Genomic DNA, 19,231 nt, shown 5'->3' with positions numbered 1-19,231 from the left:
TTCTAATATAGGATAAACTCTCAGGTTGCACCCTGCCGCCAACATCCAGAATAATTAGGTTAGGGAATACAGCTTAAAGTTTTGGTTAGGGTTTGGATTGAGTTCGATTTGACACTCCCACGGGTGAACCGCGTAGGATTCTCCTGTCTAGCCCCGATTGCTCGGTATTCATGGAGTTGCCCCCTACTGTTTCCAGAATTGCTTCACAGCAATATTAGAGGAGAGTACGAGACTCTGAGGAATGCCAAGTACCTCGTCCCAATTGACGGCACACGACTATTACAGTCTTTGGCTCTGCCAAGATTTTTCGGAGCTTTCTGTAGTCAACAGGGATAATCACAGTGGTTGCCTTTTTCTCGCCATTGACAACTTGTTTTTAAGGAGGTCAGAACATCTGACCAGATAAGCGAGGAACATCCTTGCTATACTCTGATAATAGAGTCTTAAATAGAGTATGTCAAGGGAAAAGAAAATTCAGTTTAATGTTAACGAGAAAGAATATGAACGTCTCAAAAGTCATGCTGAATCAGAAGGATTATCAATGGCTGAAGTTCTTAGGGATTACATTAAAACCCTCACACCCCCTAAAGGGGGTCGCACTACATCCCACGACTGAAGTGCGTGGGCTTTGTGCGAGGTTGTTGTAAGATCAATCCTTCATATCCTAAACGGAAATCTTCGGTCGTAATCGAAATTTCTTTCGGATCAGTTAACCCTTGGCGACGATAGCGACGGATGGCTTCTAAGGCGGCTTGATTACTTAATAATGCTAAATCTGCCCCATTCCAACCTTCAGTTTCCGTTGCCCAATTTGTTAAATTAATATCAACTAAAGGACGGTTTTTATTATGAACTTTCAGGATCGCTAAACGACTATTAATATCGGGTAAATCGACTTTTAATTGTAAATCTAATCTTCCCGATCTCAAGAGGGCTGGATCGATAGCTTCGGGGCGATTTGTTGCCCCAATTAATAAGACTTCAGAACTATTTTGTAACCCGTCTAATTCCGTTAATAATTGCCCTACAACGCGATCGCTTACCCCTGAATCTCCCAGATAAGCCCCACGAATCGGAGCTAAACTATCAATTTCATCAATAAAAATAACACAGGGAGAGGCTTGTCTGGCTTTCGCAAATAATTCTCGAACAGCGGCTTCGGCGGCTCCTACCCAACGGGTTAATAATTCCGGCCCATTCACCGCAATAAAATTAGCCCTAGATTGGGATGCGATCGCTTTTGCTAATAAGGTTTTACCCGTTCCGGGTGGCCCCCAAAGTAAGATTCCACGGGGGGCTTTGGCTCCGGTTTGTTGATATAATTCCGGGTAAAGTAACTGACCTTCTACGGAATCCTGTAAGGTTTGTTTAATACTCTCTAAACCGCCAATTTCTTCCCATGAAATATTAGGATTTTCCACTTCTACCGACCGCAAAACTGAAGGCTTAATTTCCGTTAAAGCGGTGATAAAATCCTGTTGATTAATATATAATTGATCGGGAACGGTCGCTTCTAAAGAGGGAACCTGACGACGTAAAGCGGTATAGGCGGCGGCTTGACAAGTAGCTTTTAAATCTGCCCCGACAAATCCCACAGATAAATCGGCAATTTCTTCTAAATTAACTGTTTTTAAGGGCATGGATTGTGTTAGAATAGTAAGGATTTCTAAGCGCCCATTTCTATCAGGAACTCGAAAGCGAATTTCTTTATCAAATCTGCCCGGACGTCGTAGGGCTGGGTCAATAGCATCGGGGCGATTTGTTGAGGCTAAAACAATCACTCCTGGGGTTTTGGCAAAACCATCCATTAAGCCTAATAATTGAGCCACTAATCGTTTTTCCACTTCCCCTTCCACTTGGGAACGATGGGGGGCTAAACTATCAATTTCATCAATAAAAATAATACAAGGGGCTGATTTCGCGGCTTTCTCAAAAATTTGTCTTAATTTGGCTTCCGCTTCCCCATAATATTTGCCCATAACTTCCGGGCCGACAATAGCAATATAACTGACTCCTAATTCTTCTGCAAAAGCCCTGGCGGTTAGGGTTTTACCCGTTCCTGGGGGCCCGACAAATAATACGCCGCGAGGGGGTTCTAGGCCTAATTTTGCTAACAATTCAGGACGTTTTAAAGGCAATTCTACTAATTCTCGTAATTGTTGAATCACATCTCCTAACCCCCCCACTTCTGAAATATTGCATGGGAGATGGAAATTTTGAGGGGAAAAATTAGGGGTTTCTGAGGGGGTTTCCACCGATGGAGGAGTAATAATTACAGAACGGAATTCTGTATTGTTTTTTGGTATATTCCCCTGTCTAGGAATACTGGTACGAGAACCGATTTGTACGTTGGTTTTAATTTCTCCACTTTTGATTTTTTCATCTAAGGTTTTTGCTAGTTCAAATAATTGATCAAACCCATCAAATAAATTAGTCATTTTAAAACCTGATTAAAAAATAGGATTACGGGCGGATTTATTCAAGTTAATTATAACTAAAAAAAATAATCAAAACCACCATAAAACTGTTATAGTGCGTAGCACTCGGGAACAGGGAACAGTAAGCAGTGAAAGGGTTTCAGGAATAAAAAGTGTCTTAACTGTAATGCGTAGCGCTATATAATCTTCGGAGCGCATCTAAATTGGGTATTTGACAAAAACTAATCCAGTAAACCACTCGTGGTAAAGTCTGTTCCCTGTTCCCTGTTCCCAATTCCCAGCTATCATTATTTTTAACTTGAAATCCGACCCGCGCGTTTTGTACTTTTCTCACGCACAACTTCTAATAGTAACACAACACTTTGGGGTTGGCAAGGGGTTTCTTAAAAAAATGTTGCGTTCAGGTGAACGAGCATCTCACAAATGGCTCCAGGCTTGAGATAGGTCAATAATTTTCCCGTATTCATCGCATTTAGTTTCTAATTTAGGGGGTAAGGGGGATTCAGTCTGTGACATAGACCCCGACCCATCAGAAACCAAGGATTTCAAACATTAGTCCCCGGATATTCCGCCAGTTCTACGCCCCAATGGTAGTTAACCACCACCCAATCCACCTGATCTCGAATGGCTTTAATATCGGCGGCTACCCGCTCATCATAACGGGGATTGGTTCCGGCTAAACTCTCAGTAGCAGCATGAAAGTCGGCATCGTAATAGCCTAAATAGGCAATTCGTTTTCCCCATAATATTTGCCCATAACTTCTGGGCCGACAATAGCAATATAACTGACTCCTAATTCTTCTGCAAAAGCCCTGGCGGTTAGGGTTTTACCCGTTCCGGGTGGGCCAACAAATAATACGCCACGGGGGGGTTCTAAGCCTAATTTTGGTAACAATTCAGGACGTTTTATAGGATTACGGGCGGATTTATTTAAGTTAATTATAACTAAAAAAAATAATTAAAACCACCCATAAAACTGTTATAGTGCTACCCACTAGGGAACAGGGAACAGGGAACAGTAAGCAGTGAAAGGGTTTCAGGAATAAAAAGTGTCCTAACTGTAATGCGTAGCGCTATATAATCTTCGGAGCGCATCTAAATTGGGTATTTGACAAAAACTAATCCAGCAAACCACTTGTGGTAAAGTCTGTTCCCTGTTCCCAATTCCCAGCTATCATTATTTTTAACTTGAAATCCGATCTAAAGCCCGTCTTCCTCCCCAACGTTCTACTATTTTATCATCATAATCATCGGCAATTTCTAACACTGCATTAACTGAGGCTTCTAGTTCTAATTTATCACAAGTAGAACCAACAATAGTATGCTCAAAAATAATATCCCCGTGTTCATCAATCCCAAAAGCTCCAAACCTCATAATATTATTTTCTCGTAGGAGAAAATGTAATAAATCTGGAGAAAGTTCTACATCTGTCACCACATAAGACCGAGCATTAATAATGGCATCATCTTTTTCCCAAGGGAATACAAATACCTCAACTAATGCTGAACCCATGACCATTGCTAATCCGGGTACGTCTTCTCTAGCACAAGGAAATTTGCCATATAATTCTCTCATCCAGGTGGCAATTTTGTTATAACAGGCTTCTTGGATTGCGGTTTGAAATTGCATTTTTAGCATTCTCCCTGAACTTTTTCCTCAGTTTTAACATCTTTGGGGTCACTAGAAACAGAGTTTGTATTATTTCTCAACACGCTGAAACTCGGTTACACTAAAAATAGTGAATCTGAAGTTGAGTTTGATTGGAGGGTAAACCATGGATGAAATTGCAATCACTAATGCTAAATTAATTGCTCAAGTGATTACTGTGTTAGGTTCATTGGGCTTTTTCTTTGCCACGTTTCAAGCGTTGAAACAATTGGAAAAATAGGATTTAGGACGCGCTCTGGCGCGTTCTGATTTTTTAGGTAGACTGAAATTGGAATCCATTCTCATCAGCATAACGATTTAAAAACCGCATGACTCGCTCAAAAATGTCTTCTGAGTATACTTCAAAGTAACATTCAACCTTAGAAAGATCCTCATTTTCTGCATAGAAGAACTTGACATTGCTGGGGGTAACTTTAATTTGTCCTTCTTCATCGCGTAACCACAAATTAGTGATTTGTTTCCGATAGGCTCTTAATCTTTCTATAGCTTGCAGACGCTCAAATAGCAAGACCACAATTTTTGTTTCGGAGTCTTTACGTTTCCGCAGACTAATCCCGCTAATTTCTTCATCCAATCCATCAATAAACTGTACAGAGGTTGTCATGATTTTTTCCTCTCTGCTTTTTCTTGATTTTATCCTATTTTCAGGAAAACCTCAACTCTTTTCTAGTTTTGGGGGATATTTTGCCCCCGAATTGCTGCATCCACTTGTTTAAAAAGTTCTGCTGGCGTTGAAGAATTGTCTAAAATTATATCTGCCTGTTTACATTTTTCTGCTAAAGACATTTGGCTATTAATTTTAGCTTTAGCTTCTTCGGTGGTTAAAATTTGACCCAAATTATTTTTTTCTCGTTCTATCAACCTCAAATATTGCTGTTCAACAGAACAATAAACAACCCAAATCTCCGTAACTAAATCCATCATTTGCGATTCAAATAATAATGGAATCACTAAAACCCCTTCAGCGTAAGGGTTGCAATCAGGATTCTCGATTTTTTGAGCTTTTAATTGTTTAATATTGTTAACAAAACAATGGCGCACAAAGGGGTGTATCCGTTGCTCTATCCAGATTCGCTCCGATGAGTCTGAGAAAATCAGACTAGCCAATTTCTGCCGATTTAAGTTACCATTATAAAGTAGAATATCCCTCCCATAGCGGTCAACAATTTGTTTGAGAACAGGTGAACCGGGTTCCACTGCCTCTCTCGCATATAAATCCGCATCCCAAATGGGGAGTCGGTAGGTCGTGGTAAGATAGTTGGATACGGTCGTTTTTCCGCTTCCTATCCCTCCGGTAAGACCAATTAAACGCATAATCCTGTTTTTAAATCTATAATACTATTCATAATAGTAATAGAAATAGTCTATCTGGGTGGCTTCTGTAAAAAATAAATAGTAGATTCCCTTTCGGTAATTGTTTATTCAAGGCATAAACCCTTATGCAGCCTGGACGTTTTGTTAAGTTAATTTTCATCTCCCTACCTTTAACTGGATTTTGGACAGTGGGGATGGGTGATTTCCCTAATTTTTTGAGTAATAATCTTAAAATTAGTTTTCCCATAAATCAAGTTTTAGCCCAATCAATTGTTCCCGAACCTAATAGTACAAATACCCTGACTAATTCCGTTAATAATCGTGTGGATATTACCGGAGGTCAACAGTCGGGAGATGGGAGAAATTTATTTCATAGTTTTACACAATTTAATGTGCCGCCGGGTCAGATTGCTAATTTTGTTTCTAATAATTCCATTCAAAATATTTTTAGCCGTGTCGTGGGCGGACAACCTTCGGTAATTGAAGGGTTAATTAAAGTGACCGGAGGCAATTCTAACCTATTTATTTTAAATCCCTCTGGAATTATTTTTGGTTCGGAAGCACGTTTAGATGTTCCGGGTGCATTTACCGCCACAACCGCTACAGGTATAGGATTTAATTCCGGTTTATTTAATAGCTTAAATTCTAATGATTATAATAGCCTTTCAGGGGAACCCAATAGTTTTCTTTTCTCCACATCCAACCCGGGTAATATTGTTAATTCTGGAGAACTTACGGTTTCCCAAGGACAAACCTTAACCTTAATTGGGGGAAACGTTATTAATACCGGAACATTGAATGCACCCGCAGGACAAATTACCATTGCAGCTATTGAAGGAAATAATTTAGTTAGAATTAGTCAAACTGGATATTTACTCAACTTAGAAATTGAAACCGTTACCCCCAGTCTTGAGAATAATGAATCCGTAATTAGTCCCCTAGACTTACCCAAATTATTGACAGGAAATTCACAAAATAATCAAGCCTCTAGTGTTAATATTTTATCCGATGGAAGCGTAGAATTAACTAATTCTAATACACCATTTTCTCCTCAAGGCGGGGGAGCTTTAATTTCTGGTTTTTTGAATACCAGAAATACCAATTTCAACTCATCTTCATCAAATCTTCCTCAAGTTAATATTATTGGCAATAATATTCATTTATTTAATTCGGAAATTGATGCTTCTGGTGTGAATGGAGGCGGAATCGTCCGAATTGGAAGTAATTATCAAGAAAATAGTCTTTTGCCCACGGCTTCCCGCACATTAATTAATGATCAATCTACGATTATAGCCGATGGCTTAACCGATGGAAATGGGGGGAAAATAATTATTGGATCCAAGGATTCAACCCAGTTTTTTGGTAATATTAGTGCTCAAGGATTTTCTAATCCTAATACAACTGAAAGATTGGGAGGATTTGCTACAATTTTCAGCCAAAATAATCTAAATATAGCTGGAAATATTAACCTAAAAACAACTAATTCAATTCCTGGGAATTTAATAATTAATGCACCGGAAATAAACATCGGTAATCAAGATAAAACCCAAGAAAATATTAACCTATCCCAGCAAACTTTAGAAAATCTTGCCCTAACAGCAAATGTATTTATAGAAGCAAAAAATAGTATTAATATTGGCAATCTAACTGACAATAAATTAAACTTTCCGGCTACCACTGGAACCTTAACTTTTACCGCCGATGCGGATAAATCTGGGAGTGGTAATTTTACTATAAATTCAGGAAATACTCTCCAGACTTCCGGCGCTGCAATTGTAATTACCGGGGTGAATTTACTCACGGGAGATATTATTACCCAAGGGGGAAATTTAGACCTAACAACAACTAATAATGGGGGGATTCGGACTGAAAATCTATCGACTTCTGCGAATACCCAAGGCGGGAATATAACCCTTAAAAGCGACCGAGATATTATTACTAATACCATCTCAACCCGCGCGATAGAAAATGGCACTGGGGGTAATATATATCTTAACACATCAAACCGCATTCAAACTAACAGTATTAATACCTCTGGTAGTAGTAAATCGGGAGATATTACCTTCACAAGTTTACGGGGAGATATTATTTTAGAGGGAAATTCTTATAGTATTGATGCGACTTCTAGTGAAGGTTCGGGGGGGAATATTTTAGTTAATACTCCTCGAACTTTAACAACAGATTTAATAGATACTAGAGGCAAAGAAACCGGAGGAAATATTATTCTGAATGCTGAGTTAAAAGTTGAAACTAAAGGACTACGAACCGGAACATTTGATCATTTAGAACCCGCCACAGGAAATATTGAAATTACCAGTGATGAAATTAATTTCACCGGGGGTGAAAACTCAATTCAAGGTCAAGGTCAAATTGTCTTACAACCAGCAACGGTGGCTCAAGATATTGAAATCGCAGGTCAAGACAATAACTCGGAACTCACATTAAATTTAACCTCTCGTGATTTAAACAGTTTAGAAAATGGATTTAAAGAAATTATTATCGGAGGAAATCAAGGAAACGGAACTATTTTTATCGCTGGAAATATTGCATTCAAAGATCCCGTTATCATCCAATCTCCCCAAGGTATAATTGCTAGTGGAATACCATTTCGAGAACAATTTTATACCGTTACTGGTTTAGATAATGCCAGTTTAAAACTATCGGCATTAGAAAATATTACCTTGGGCAACCTACTCACAAACGGTGGGAATATTTCGATTACCAGTGAATCTGGAACTATTTATACTGAACAGTTATCAACGGGAAATTCTGGCTCTGCTACAATTAATTTAACCGGAACAGAAGTAAATTTATTAGGAGGACTAAATTCTGTTCAGGGTTCAGGAGTTCTAATTTTACAACCTAGTCGGAACACCCAAGCTATGACATTAGGGGGAACAGAAAATGCCTCTAGTTTTGATATGAGTAGTCGGGATTTAGAAACCTTAACGAATGGATTTAGTCAAATTAGAATTGGCCGAGTAGATAGCACAAATACCCTAAATTTAGACGGAGATTTTACGGTTTATGATCCGCTTAATTTACAAGCACAATCTATTATTGGAACTGGTCGAATTACGGGAGTTGATAATAGCTCAGTCACCTTAACCGCCGGATCAAATATTTTAATTGGAGATATTATGACCCAAGGGGGAACCATTCAACTCACCAGTTCTCAAGGAGAAATTCGGACAGGATCTTTACAATTATTATCAGAAAATCAAAGAAGTGGCAATATTAATATATCGGCATTAGGTCAGATTGAAACGGGAGAAATTCGTGCTATTGCCCAGGATAATAGCAATAAAAATAGTAATGTTTTATTGAATAGTCAAGATATTAATTTAATCAGTCGAAATGGGGGAATCAGAGTCAACGGTCAGATTTTTAATTCATCCTTAGTGGGCGACTCCATCGCTATTGAATTGTTAGCAAATAGAAACATCACCACCGGAGATATTAAAGCCTATCGAGGAATTAATTTGAATAGTACGACGGGAATAATACAGTCAGGAAACATAAATTCAGCCGGAATTAGAGGGGGAGGAAATATTTTTATCATTGCAGGTTCTAGCATTAATACTGGACGAATTAACGCTAGTTCTTCCGAGGGAAAAAGTGGCAATATTTCATTAAATGCTGCTCAAGATATTGATGTAGTTTCCCTGCGGGGGGAAGGAGAAACTCAAGGCGGCGATATTGGAATTTCAACTCATGGATTATTTAGAGCCACGGGAATTTTTAATAGTCGTAATCAAATAAACTCCAGTATTTCCAGCGTAGGAGGAGAAAAAGGTGGTTCGATTGTTATTCAACAAGGAGGCGACCATTGTAGCACTGCTGAATGTGGTAGTATTCCTTTTTCCGTGGGAAATCCCCTTTTAAATGGGACGGCTGGAGCAATTACTGATGGCAATTTGGTGAGTCTTTTACCTACTAATAATTCTTCCTCAAATTCTAATCAATCAACCGGAGAAACCCAGACTATTATTAATCAAATTAATTCCGAATTACAAGGGACAAATCAAGAAATTAAAACCTCAACCATACCCTCTAAAACCGAGAATACCACACCTGTTTTAACCGATTTAACATCGGATGCTGTACTAGAAAATACCTCGGATATTTCATCTAATCCCAACGAACCCTTAGAAACCCCTATTATTCCCCTCAATACTCCCACCATTCCAATGGATCAAATTGCTTCCGGTTCCGTGATTTCCTCCTTGGCTCAAATTGATACATTTCGAGGAATTGAATTTTCTAACTATTTAGGTTCAAACTCAAATAATACAACCCTTACGGATCAAAGTATTCGTAAAACCTTAAATGAAATCTATAAATTAACCGGATATAAAACCGCCATTATCTATGTATCCAGTCAATCGAATCAATTAGAATTAAGGTTGATTTTACCCGATGGACAACCGATATTTAAAAGTATTCCAGTTCCGCGAGAAACGGTATTAAAAACCGCTAGAACTTTTTCTAATCAAATTCGTTCGCCCGAAAATTTAGAAGATACCCGCTATAAAGAAAATGGCAAACAATTATATCAATGGTTAATTGAACCTCTGGAAAGCCAATTAGAAGCCGAAGGAATTAACACCCTAGTCTTTTCAATGGATACGGGATTAAGAACCCTACCCTTAGCCGCCTTATACGATGGGAAACAATTTCTGTTAGAACGCTATAGTTTAGGATTAATTCCCAGTTTAAGTTTAACAGATACTCGCTATGTTAATATTAAAAATTCTAAAATATTAGCGATGGGGGCTTCTGTTTTTCCCAATTCCAATCAACTCCCTCTCCCCGCAGTTCCGATGGAATTGGACTTAATTATTAATCATAATACTTGGCAGGGAAAATCATTTTTGAATGAGAATTTTACCGTTAATAATCTCACATCCCAACGTAGTCAAAATCAATTTTCAATTGTGCATTTAGCCACCCATGGAGAATTTCAAACCGGAGGGTCTGACCAATCTTATATTCAATTTTGGGATCAAAAATTACGGTTAAATCAACTCAGAAACCTCAAGTTAAATCAACCCCCTGTAGAATTATTGGTTTTGAGTGCTTGTACAACAGCCGTAGGGGATGAAAAAGCGGAATTAGGGTTTGCCGGGTTAGCGGTTCAAGCAGGAGTTAAATCGGCTTTAGCGAGTTTATGGTATGTTAGCGATGCGGGAACATTAGGGTTAATGAATACCTTTTATCAAGCCTTATCAACCAGTCCAATTAAAGCAGAAGCTCTGCGACAAGCTCAACTAGGAATGTTACAGGGAAAAGTTCGTTTAGAACAGGGTTATTTAATCAATGAAACCGGAACAAATACCGCTAAAATTCCCCTTCCCCCAGAAATTGCTTCCCGTGGAAATGTTAATTTATCCCATCCTTTTTATTGGGCTGGTTTTACGTTAATTGGTAGTCCTTGGTAAGATTAAATCCTGTTCAATACTATCTTTAATTCCAAGATTAAGAAACCGGGTTTCTCTTTGAGATTGATTGTATCCCATCAAGATATTTTCAGAAACCCGGTTTCTGGGGGTACTATTATAATTCCCCTTGAGATATCCATGCACCCCAAAAATAGGGATGGGATAATAATTGATGATTGGGGTTACTTTCAATAAACTCTTTTGGGATTACTCTTTCTTCAATAAACTCATCAAGAATATCACGACCTAGAGGCAATTTTTGTAACTCTTGAATGGTAATATTGCGAATATAAGATTGGGCTTTTAATAACGCTTTTCGTTTCCCTAAACCCGTTTCTACCAGGGTTAAAAATTGATCCATTAATAACAGCGATGCACGGGTAGGAACTGACCATAAACTCATAATTAATGCTTGACATCCGGCAACGGCAAACGCTCGACGTAAGCCAAATACACCCTCTCCTAATTGTACATCTCCTAAGCCCGTTTGACAAGCAATTAATATCGTTAATTCATTATCCCATAAATCAATTCCAGCCACATCCTGAGCTAATAAGACTCCTTTACCTGCTTCTGTTGGTAATTGTTGCCCTTCCCGCCAAGTATTCGCCCCGGCAAAGGCTAAACCTCCCCGAATCATAGCATTATTAACGGGAGCAACGGAAAAGCGATCAAAGGGGTTTTCCGTGGGGAGAGGTGCGGGGAAAATTTGATATTGTTGGGAAATTTTATTAGCAAAGTCTTTTAACCATTGGGCTTGATTTTCTTTCCCTTGTTTGCTGAAGGTTGCGGCTTGATTTTCCATAACCAAAAGCAGTTGAGAGTTAACTAAATCCCGATTTTTTGCTAATAGATTATCTTCTTCTCCTAATGAACAGTTTAGCAATTCTTCGGTTAATCTAAAATAGGGATTTTCCGATTCAAAATAGCCATGAGTAGCAATTAATAATATCCGAGGACAGGATTTTTGAGAAAACAGAGGTTCTAAGGCGCGATCACCTAAATACAAATTAGAAATATTGAGTTTTTCTGCTATACTATTAGCTAGGGTTTCGGTTTCGGGAAGGGGAGAAAATTCTTCTGAGGATAGGCTCTGAAAAACGGGTTTTGTCCGCGAAGATTGAGCTTCAGATTGAGTTAAACCTTTGGTTTTCGGTTTTGCTAAACTGGGAGGATGGGGATAGTTAAAATTGGGATTTGCAATAATTAAGGGTTCGGCGGGAATGCGATCGCTTTTAATTTTCCATCTTAAGACATCTCGCCCACTACTGAGATAACTGATTTGATAGTGATCTCTTAACAGTTGGTTTCCGGTTTCATCCAAAGGTAAAACGCCAAAGGGAATCAAACTTAAACTAAAGTCGGGAGCAATAAAAATGTTTTGATAAGCGTTAAGAATAGTCAGGAGAGGATCAAATATTTTTTGGCGTAAGGCGTTGGGATATTGGAGGTTATATTGATGCTTTTTTAAGATATCTTCTAGGACTTCATCCTGTGTTTTCGCGCCTTTTCTTGCACTCGTTGAGGGGCCATTTTTTTCTGGTTCTACTAAAACCTGCCGCACTTTATCAATTAAATCGTCAATGGGTTGTGCTTCTCCTAATGAAATCATCTGCACCGCATCGGGATTTTGAGCAGGTAAAATAAACGCCCAATATTCGGCAGATTGCCAGTTTTCACCGTTGGGGGCAGTAAAATCATAACGATTAAACCGCACATATTCTACTAATACCGTATTAGCGGGTAATTCCAAAGCAACCGCCCGACGGTCAAGGGTTTGATGGTCGAGTTGAATTTCAGGAACTTGGGCGGCGAGTTCCTTTTCTAATTGTTGACATTGTTGTTCTAATTCGGCAATATCTTTTTGATAGTTTTGCAAACGAATCCGATAATCTTCTATGGGAGTTTCTGCATCGGGAAGGGGTGGGTTATAGGTGCGGTGAAACAGTGATTCTTGCAAGGAACGAAGTTTATTAAACTGGGGTTTGAGGTGGGAATAGCGTTGACTGTGGATGGCAAAGTTAAACGCTGCTAATGCCGCTGCTGTCATAGATTTGCGTTTGAGAACGACATCTAAGGCAAGTCTGACTTCTGCGGGAGAGTTGGAGAAATATTGAGCAACTAAGGAGAGGAAAATATCAAATTTTTTTCTGTTATTTTTAATTAATTGAAGTCGCTCTTGTTCTGAACTAAAGGCAAAATTCCGCTGAATCAAGCGAGTTTCCATTGCGATCGCTTGCTGCTTTTTCTCAAATGCTGCACCAGGACGGTTGGTAGAAGCTAAAAAATTCCCTAATTTATTCAGACTATCTGCCACATCAGGATGGTCGCCTGTAAATAGGCTTTTTCTCATCTCTAATGCCTGTTGAAAGAGAGATTCAACTTTCTCGTAGCGTCCTTGAATTCTGTAGAGTGATGCCAAGCCATTGATATTGCTTGCTAAGTTAGGATGGTCGCCATTAAATAGGCGTTGGTAAATCTCTAATGCCTGTTTGTAGAGAGGTTCAGCTTCATTATAGCGTCCTTGGGATCTGTAGAGTAATGCCAAGTTATTGAGACTGGTTGCCACATCAGGATGGTCGCCATTAAATAGGCGTTGGAACATCTCTAATGCCTGTTTATGGAGAGGTTCAGCTTCACTATAGCGTTCTTGAGACCTATAGACTGACGCTAAGTTATTAATACTAAGTGCTACTTTGGGATGGTCGCCATTAAATAGGCGTTTTCTCATCTCTAATGCCTGTTGCAATAGAGGTTCAGCTTCGGAGTAGCGTCTTTGGGAGTAGTAGAGTAATCCTAAGTTATTGAGACTGGATGCCATATCAGGATGGTCGCCATTAAATAGGCGTTGGAACATCTTTTGTCCCTGTTTGCATAGAGGTTCAGCTTCAGAGTAGCGTCCTTGGGATATGTAGAGTAATGCCAAGTTATTGAGACTTTGTGCCACATCATCATGGTCGCCATTAAATAGGCCTTTTCTCATCTCTAATGCCTGTTGCAATAGAGGTTCAGCTTCAGAGTAGCGTCCTTGGAAATCGTAGAGTAATCCTAAGTTATTGAGACTGGTTGCTACATCATCATGGTCGCCATTAAATAGGCGTTTGCTCATCTCTAACGACTGTTTGTAGAGAGGTTCAGCTTCAGAGTAGCGTCCTTGGGATTCGTAGAATGCTGCCAAGTTATTGAGACTGGTTGCCACATCATCATGGTCGCCTGAGTGAATGGATTTAGCTAAGGTTAATGCTTCTTCAGCAACCAGTATCGCTTCATTTGATTTTCCTTGATTATGAAGTTTAATACCTTGTTTATTGAGTTTTATCCAAGTTTTTTGTTGTTTTTTTGACTGAGCAACTGGATCGGATTCAGATAACTTATCCTTCAGTTGAATAACTAACTTAACAAAACGATCTGCTGCGTCTCGTTCTCCTCGATTGGCTAAAACAGAGATAGCTTGTTTCATTATGGTAATTAAAGTTTCATCAATTAAATCGGGATATTGATTTAAAATTCCCCATTCTTGACCAATAGGAGAATCTTTAATTTCTTTAATTAAGTTAGCGTAGGCTGTCATCCTATCTTCATTCATATTGATTCTTGACTCTAGTTATTGATTTTCGGCTGGGTTAAACCTATCAAACCCCAACAGGACTTACCAACATTGAGGCGAGAAACCGGGTTTCTTTGTAGATATCTAGTTGAGAATCTTAGATTTTTCATAGAAACCCGGTTTCTTTGCGTGGGAATTTAAGAATTAACAACCCAATATTCCGTATATAACACCTCAGCGTTGGTTTGACTATTCACATAGTCCAAAATTCCCGCTAAATGATCTTGATTGACTTCTAACGCTTCCTGTCGGCTATCTTCCAACCACTGCAACGGGGGTAACTCTGGCGTAATCACAGCAACCAGTTGTTCCCATCCTAGCTCATCGGAGCCAAAATATGGATATTCGGAGTTGGGATGGGGTAACTTCGTCTCTTTCCCAGGATACTCCGACTCTGGGGCAAACTCCGAAGGACACAAACAAACAATAGTTCCGTTAGGTTCCCGTTCAAATAATATTAAATGCCCAGGTTTCGGAAAATCAACCCGATAAATTAAATTGCTATTAACCGGAATTTCGTGGCGTTTGCGGTTGGGTCTAGCCGCCATATTTCCTAAAGCGGGTATTTCGACGGTTAATCCTTCTTGATGAGCAACTTTTTCTTTTAATTCCTGCCAACATTCATCAATGGATTTCAGTTTAATTAAACCCTGTTCTTTTGCCCATATTTTAAACATTTCCTCGCGTAACCAGTATCGGCAATTTTTCCAGCGACCATCCTCTGTACTGGGGGGACATCCCATTTTTTCGAGTTTATCACAAATAGAAGCTAAGGTTTGCCGAAAAATTTGACCCGCATTAGCTTCATTACCTTCATCCACTAATTTTTTTTTGTACTTCTGTGCTAAAGGTTCATGCAAGTAACCATCATGATCCTTGATAAACCGGATACGAAAAACGATTTCTTTTTTTCCAGAAAACTTAAAGTGATTAATCATCCCATCGATAAAATCGCCTTCATATTCATCATACAATTGCGTTAACGTTGCCATAGTTTTGAACTCCTTTTGATCTACCTATGAACTGTAGGGGCGGGTTCCGCAAAGATTAAATATTCCCACCAATAATCTTGATAAACCCGCCCCCACCCCATCAAGAATCATTGAAATCGGGGCGGGTTTAGTCAAATCTGGGTTGGGTGACAGCATCCTCGGTGAACCCGCCCCTACCGCCGATAAACTTGTTATCTTTTTTATAGCACTACCTTCTTTTAAAATCTAGGTTTTTTTACAAAAATCGACACAATTCGACATCGACAAAAAACTACATTTACAGACACTAACTTTCTAACTTATCAAGTATACCTATTAGTACATCGTATTGAGAAGAATATCCTTTAAGGAAAAAAGACAATGGAAAAACTAGACGACAAAACTAGACGTTTATAGATAGATCATAGAACTCGAATCTATCAAAATATACCTATTAGTACATGGTATTCAAAATCGAGACTATCCCTTAAGGAGAAAAAGACAATGAATCGATTTTTATGGTGGTGTGCGGGTGCCGATGCGGACGTATTAGCAGATTGCCGTTCCCAAAAAGAGAAGCATAAATATGCTGCGATTGGGGCTTCAGTTCTCTTAACCACAGCCTGTGCGGTATTGTCGGGTGGCTATGCCTTTTATACAATCTTCAAAAACCCAACTCAAGCCCTACTTTTAGGGCTATTCTGGGGATTGTTCATTTTCAATATGGATCGCTTAATTCTCATCACGACCCATAAAGAAGAGAAAATTAGCTTTCAACAAATTGGGATGGGAGCAACTCGGATTATGGTTGCTCTTTTAATAGCAGTTGTTGTGGCTAAACCCTTAGAATTGAAAATCTTTGAAAAGCCTATTTTAGCTTACCTCGCTCAAGAGAATGCTCAAATTGCGCTAGAAATCAAAAAAGACCTGAATCAAGGAATGCCAGAGATTGTTGAATTAGAAGCGAAAAATCAAGGCTTGGAAAAAAGTCTCTTAGAAAAAGAAAAAAATCGAGATTTATTGTGCAATGAATCCATTAAAGAAGCCGAAGGAATTAGCGGCACAGGCAAAGAAGGAAAAGGCCCAGTTTATGCCGAAAAACAAGCCATTTGCCTCAAACAAGAAGAAGAATTAAAAGCCTTGCGGAGCCAAATAGAACCCCAATTAGCGCAAAATCGGCAGCAGATTAGCCAGCTGCAAGCCCAAAAAGACCAGCAATTTCAAACCGTAAAAAATGCCAGAGAAAGAGCCGATGACATGATCACTCAGTTAAACGTTTTGGAGAAAATAGCCAAAAATAATCCAGCTATAGCCCATGCAAGTCACGCCATCTCTTTGCTGTTTATTATCATAGATACGGCCCCGATATTCGCCAAATTGCTCGCCAAACGCGGCCCCTACGATGTGATGCTACAGCAACTAGAGGAAGAAGAAAATTTGAGGGTAGAAGAAGAGGGAAAGTATTTCTCAACTAAACTCAATGAGGAACAAAAACTGGAGAGAAATTTTTACAAGGATAGCATCGAAGCAGCCTATAAGAGTCCAGAAATGGAAACAGTCAAAAATGAACTGTCTCAAAAGATTGTCAACGGCACCCGCAAAAAATACAAATTGGGCCGAAAAAAGCGCAATTTCATTGATTTCTTGTCTTCTTGTTTGGGCAATATGTTTGATTTCTTTTCAAAAAAAAAGAGCGGCAGTTTTGGGCAGAAGTCCACAACAAACTCGCCACAGTCAGCCAAGAAATTCAAAATATCAAGGCCCAAAGCCTCCGGTTCCAGTGTAAAGTAAATTCCTTTATTGCTGAAGCCACAACCAAGCTCGAAGAGTATATGAATCGTCTGTTATGACTCCAAAACCCCGGTTTATTAAAAACCGGGTTTTCACTTCTAAATCTTTGCACAAAAAACGATATTTACCGACAGACAAAACATCAATAATTAGATACGGTATAAATATCAACTTGATTTGAGGATAAATTCATGTCTAGTATTGAAAAAAGAAAACCGATGGAGTTAGTTAAGCAACAACAAGAATTAGAAATCGTTGCGTCCCCAATTGTGCGGATGACGGATCAAGCACAGGTAGCTATTGACTCCGTGATGGCAAAACGCGAAGGATTCTTACAGCGTTGGTTCCCAGATGCTGCCACTCGTGCAGTTATTAATGGAGAATTAGCCTTAGTTAAAGATGAATTTGAGTTTCGCAAGCGGGCATTAGAAAAAGTGCGAGAAACCCAAATTCAATCCTTAACTGAACATTGCAATCAATATTTAGTTCGGGAAAAAGCCGCCATTCGCAGTGCAACAGCCGCATTTTTATTAGAGAAAAAAATGGAATTAGAAAATAAAATCAATTTTCTATTTGAGGAATTCATTAGTCGTCTGGAAGTCCAAATGGCTCAAGCTGAAATGATTACTAACCCTACCTTAAAACGAGTTCGCCAAACTCAATTAGAAAAATCCGTTGAAGATTTTGCGGAACTGCAAAATTGTTTAGTTGATCAATTTCAACGCATTGTTTCTGAAGGAGTTTAATCTCAAGAAACCGGGTTTCTAATTGTTGAGAAACCCGGTTTCTGGATGCGATCGCATTATTCTAACTATAATTCGTAGGGTGCGTAAGCAACGCGCACGCACCATCTACCATTATTTAACCACCAAGATGGTGCTAAAGCACAACAACGGGGTTTGAGCGCACGCACCATCTACCATTATTTAACCACCAAGATGGTGCTGAAGCACAACAACGGGGTTTGAGCGCACGCACCATCTACTATTATTTTATGACCAAGATGGTGCTGAAGCACAACAACGGGTTAGGGTTTGAGAGCAATAATTGTCCGGTGGCGAGGGTCACTGGGAAGGGTTATTTTATAATCAAACCCCACCTCTTTTAAGGTTTCTTCCACATCAAAAGTATAGTATTCATCACTCCAGGGTTCGGTACTTTTCATCAGAATAAATAACGCTGGAGGTAAATTCTGAATTACTTCTGATTTAGGGTTATTATCGACAATGGCTAAACAACCGCCCGGACGTAAAATTCTGAGAGCTTCTTGAAAGATATCTCGACTGGGTTTGTTCGGGAGTTCATGCAATAGGAATTGCAGGGTAACAACATCAAAACTATTATCGGGAAAACTGGTATTTTCAGCTAGTTCCTGTCTCCATTCGGCTATTTCTCCCTGTTTATCTCGGACTTTTGCCACCGCTAACATATAGGGTGATAAATCTAACCCAACTGTTTTAATATTATCGCCATATTTCTGTACTAAATAACGGTGTAACGGCAGAGTAGACATTCCCACAGAACAACCAATATCTAACACATTCTCCACCCGTTCAGGAGAATATTTTCCTAAGATTTCATGGAAACTAGAACGTAAGCGATGTTCGGCGGTTTCCCAGGTAATTTGTTCTTTTGGCCAGACTCGTAAACCCATTGCTTTTGTTGCGGGTTCGGCTTCATAAGCGGCTAACCAACATAGATTTCCCTCATCATAAGCATGAAAGGGAACTTGATAATAATCGGGATATTTAATATTAGGATTTGTGACACTTTTTAACAGTTCTTTGGCTTCTGATGTGTCTAATTCTTGACAAGTTTTTCGCCATTGAACTCCATTTTTTTCGGCGGTTTTAATTAAAACTTTTCTCGCTTGAAGTTTCATTAAACTGTAAAGCGGTTTAGTTTTGATCAGAACATTAACAATTTGAGACAGAAAATCTTTTCCCGCCCAGTCTGGTTTGAGTTTGGCATTAATCATAGTTTAAAAATGGTTGAAGACA

Annotated in this window: 11 protein-coding genes and 2 pseudogenes; 4 read left to right on the top strand and 9 right to left on the bottom strand. The window is 39.2% G+C overall.

The features are described from left to right. Nucleotides 1-454: 454 nt before the first annotated feature. The gene (locus AC559H_RS00255) at nucleotides 455-616 is read left to right on the top strand and encodes a ribbon-helix-helix protein, CopG family (RefSeq protein ID WP_141292963.1); all 162 of its coding nucleotides are present in this window, start codon (nucleotides 455-457) and stop codon (nucleotides 614-616) included. On the opposite strand, the gene AC559H_RS00250 is transcribed toward AC559H_RS00255, so the two are convergent. From AC559H_RS00250 to coaE, 6 genes and pseudogenes are all read right to left on the bottom strand, one after another. Next, a complete protein-coding gene (locus AC559H_RS00250; protein ID WP_026786305.1) occupies nucleotides 600-2,438 on the bottom strand; it encodes an AAA family ATPase in 1,839 nt (612 codons plus the stop codon). The genes AC559H_RS00255 and AC559H_RS00250 overlap by 17 nt on opposite strands. A 557-nt stretch (nucleotides 2,439-2,995) precedes the next feature. Then, nucleotides 2,996-3,178, bottom strand: a pseudogene (locus tag AC559H_RS00245) (CapA family protein); the annotation flags it as partial. Next, a pseudogene (locus AC559H_RS00240) lies at nucleotides 3,169-3,351 on the bottom strand (AAA family ATPase); the annotation flags it as partial. The pseudogenes AC559H_RS00240 and AC559H_RS00245, both read right to left, overlap by 10 nt. 270 nt (nucleotides 3,352-3,621) lie before the next feature. Next, the gene (locus tag AC559H_RS00235) at nucleotides 3,622-4,068 is read right to left on the bottom strand and encodes a T3SS (YopN, CesT) and YbjN peptide-binding chaperone 1 (protein WP_026786304.1); all 447 of its coding nucleotides are present in this window, start codon (nucleotides 4,066-4,068) and stop codon (nucleotides 3,622-3,624) included. A gap of 292 nt (nucleotides 4,069-4,360) precedes the next feature. After that, nucleotides 4,361-4,711: a photosystem II reaction center protein Psb28 gene (gene psb28, locus AC559H_RS00230; RefSeq protein WP_026793357.1), complete on the bottom strand. Its 351-nt coding sequence runs from the start codon at nucleotides 4,709-4,711 to the stop codon at nucleotides 4,361-4,363. Nucleotides 4,712-4,773: 62 nt separating this feature from the next. Further along, the gene (gene coaE, locus AC559H_RS00225) at nucleotides 4,774-5,421 is read right to left on the bottom strand and encodes a dephospho-CoA kinase (RefSeq protein WP_026793356.1); all 648 of its coding nucleotides are present in this window, start codon (nucleotides 5,419-5,421) and stop codon (nucleotides 4,774-4,776) included. A gap of 125 nt (nucleotides 5,422-5,546) precedes the next feature. On the opposite strand from coaE, the gene AC559H_RS00220 reads away from it, so the two are divergent. Beyond that, complete coding sequence (locus tag AC559H_RS00220) at nucleotides 5,547-10,862, top strand: CHAT domain-containing protein (RefSeq protein WP_051319719.1); 5,316 nt, start codon at nucleotides 5,547-5,549, stop codon at nucleotides 10,860-10,862. A 115-nt stretch (nucleotides 10,863-10,977) separates the two neighbouring features. On the opposite strand, the gene AC559H_RS00215 is transcribed toward AC559H_RS00220, so the two are convergent. Both AC559H_RS00215 and AC559H_RS00210 read right to left on the bottom strand, forming a co-directional pair. Then, complete coding sequence (locus tag AC559H_RS00215; RefSeq protein ID WP_081694809.1) at nucleotides 10,978-14,448, bottom strand: CHAT domain-containing protein; 3,471 nt, start codon at nucleotides 14,446-14,448, stop codon at nucleotides 10,978-10,980. Between the two features lie 158 nt (nucleotides 14,449-14,606). Beyond that, on the bottom strand, nucleotides 14,607-15,461 hold the full coding sequence (locus AC559H_RS00210; RefSeq protein WP_026793354.1) for a DUF4384 domain-containing protein: 855 nt from the start codon (nucleotides 15,459-15,461) through the stop codon (nucleotides 14,607-14,609). Nucleotides 15,462-15,944: 483 nt separating this feature from the next. Between AC559H_RS00210 and AC559H_RS00205 the strand changes: the two genes are divergently transcribed. Continuing rightward, nucleotides 15,945-17,231, top strand: coding sequence for a DUF4407 domain-containing protein (locus AC559H_RS00205; protein WP_026798401.1), 1,287 nt, complete (start codon nucleotides 15,945-15,947; stop codon nucleotides 17,229-17,231). A gap of 191 nt (nucleotides 17,232-17,422) precedes the next feature. Beyond that, nucleotides 17,423-17,977: a hypothetical protein gene (locus tag AC559H_RS00200; RefSeq protein ID WP_026793352.1), complete on the top strand. Its 555-nt coding sequence runs from the start codon at nucleotides 17,423-17,425 to the stop codon at nucleotides 17,975-17,977. Nucleotides 17,978-18,258: 281 nt separating this feature from the next. Here the strand turns inward: AC559H_RS00200 and AC559H_RS00195 are convergent, their stop codons facing one another. Further along, nucleotides 18,259-19,209 carry a class I SAM-dependent methyltransferase gene (locus tag AC559H_RS00195; protein ID WP_036833270.1) on the bottom strand — a complete coding sequence of 317 codons (951 nt, stop codon included), beginning with the start codon at nucleotides 19,207-19,209 and terminating at the stop codon, nucleotides 18,259-18,261. Nucleotides 19,210-19,231: the final 22 nt, after the last annotated feature.

The organism is Planktothrix prolifica NIVA-CYA 540 (assembly GCF_963864145.1).
GTDB lineage: Bacteria > Cyanobacteriota > Cyanobacteriia > Cyanobacteriales > Microcoleaceae > Planktothrix > Planktothrix agardhii.
Note: the sequence above shows the minus strand (reverse complement) of the source record. Positions and strands in the feature narration are given on the sequence as shown.

Coding starts and splice junctions, on each gene's coding strand:
- AC559H_RS00255 (WP_141292963.1), top strand. CDS start 455: ATGTCAAGGGAAAAGAAAATTCAGTTTAATGTTAACGAGAAAGAATAT.
- AC559H_RS00250 (WP_026786305.1), bottom strand. CDS start 2,438: ATGACTAATTTATTTGATGGGTTTGATCAATTATTTGAACTAGCAAAA.
- AC559H_RS00235 (WP_026786304.1), bottom strand. CDS start 4,068: ATGCAATTTCAAACCGCAATCCAAGAAGCCTGTTATAACAAAATTGCC.
- psb28 (WP_026793357.1), bottom strand. CDS start 4,711: ATGACAACCTCTGTACAGTTTATTGATGGATTGGATGAAGAAATTAGC.
- coaE (WP_026793356.1), bottom strand. CDS start 5,421: ATGCGTTTAATTGGTCTTACCGGAGGGATAGGAAGCGGAAAAACGACC.
- AC559H_RS00220 (WP_051319719.1), top strand. CDS start 5,547: ATGCAGCCTGGACGTTTTGTTAAGTTAATTTTCATCTCCCTACCTTTA.
- AC559H_RS00215 (WP_081694809.1), bottom strand. CDS start 14,448: ATGAATGAAGATAGGATGACAGCCTACGCTAACTTAATTAAAGAAATT.
- AC559H_RS00210 (WP_026793354.1), bottom strand. CDS start 15,461: ATGGCAACGTTAACGCAATTGTATGATGAATATGAAGGCGATTTTATC.
- AC559H_RS00205 (WP_026798401.1), top strand. CDS start 15,945: ATGAATCGATTTTTATGGTGGTGTGCGGGTGCCGATGCGGACGTATTA.
- AC559H_RS00200 (WP_026793352.1), top strand. CDS start 17,423: ATGTCTAGTATTGAAAAAAGAAAACCGATGGAGTTAGTTAAGCAACAA.
- AC559H_RS00195 (WP_036833270.1), bottom strand. CDS start 19,209: ATGATTAATGCCAAACTCAAACCAGACTGGGCGGGAAAAGATTTTCTG.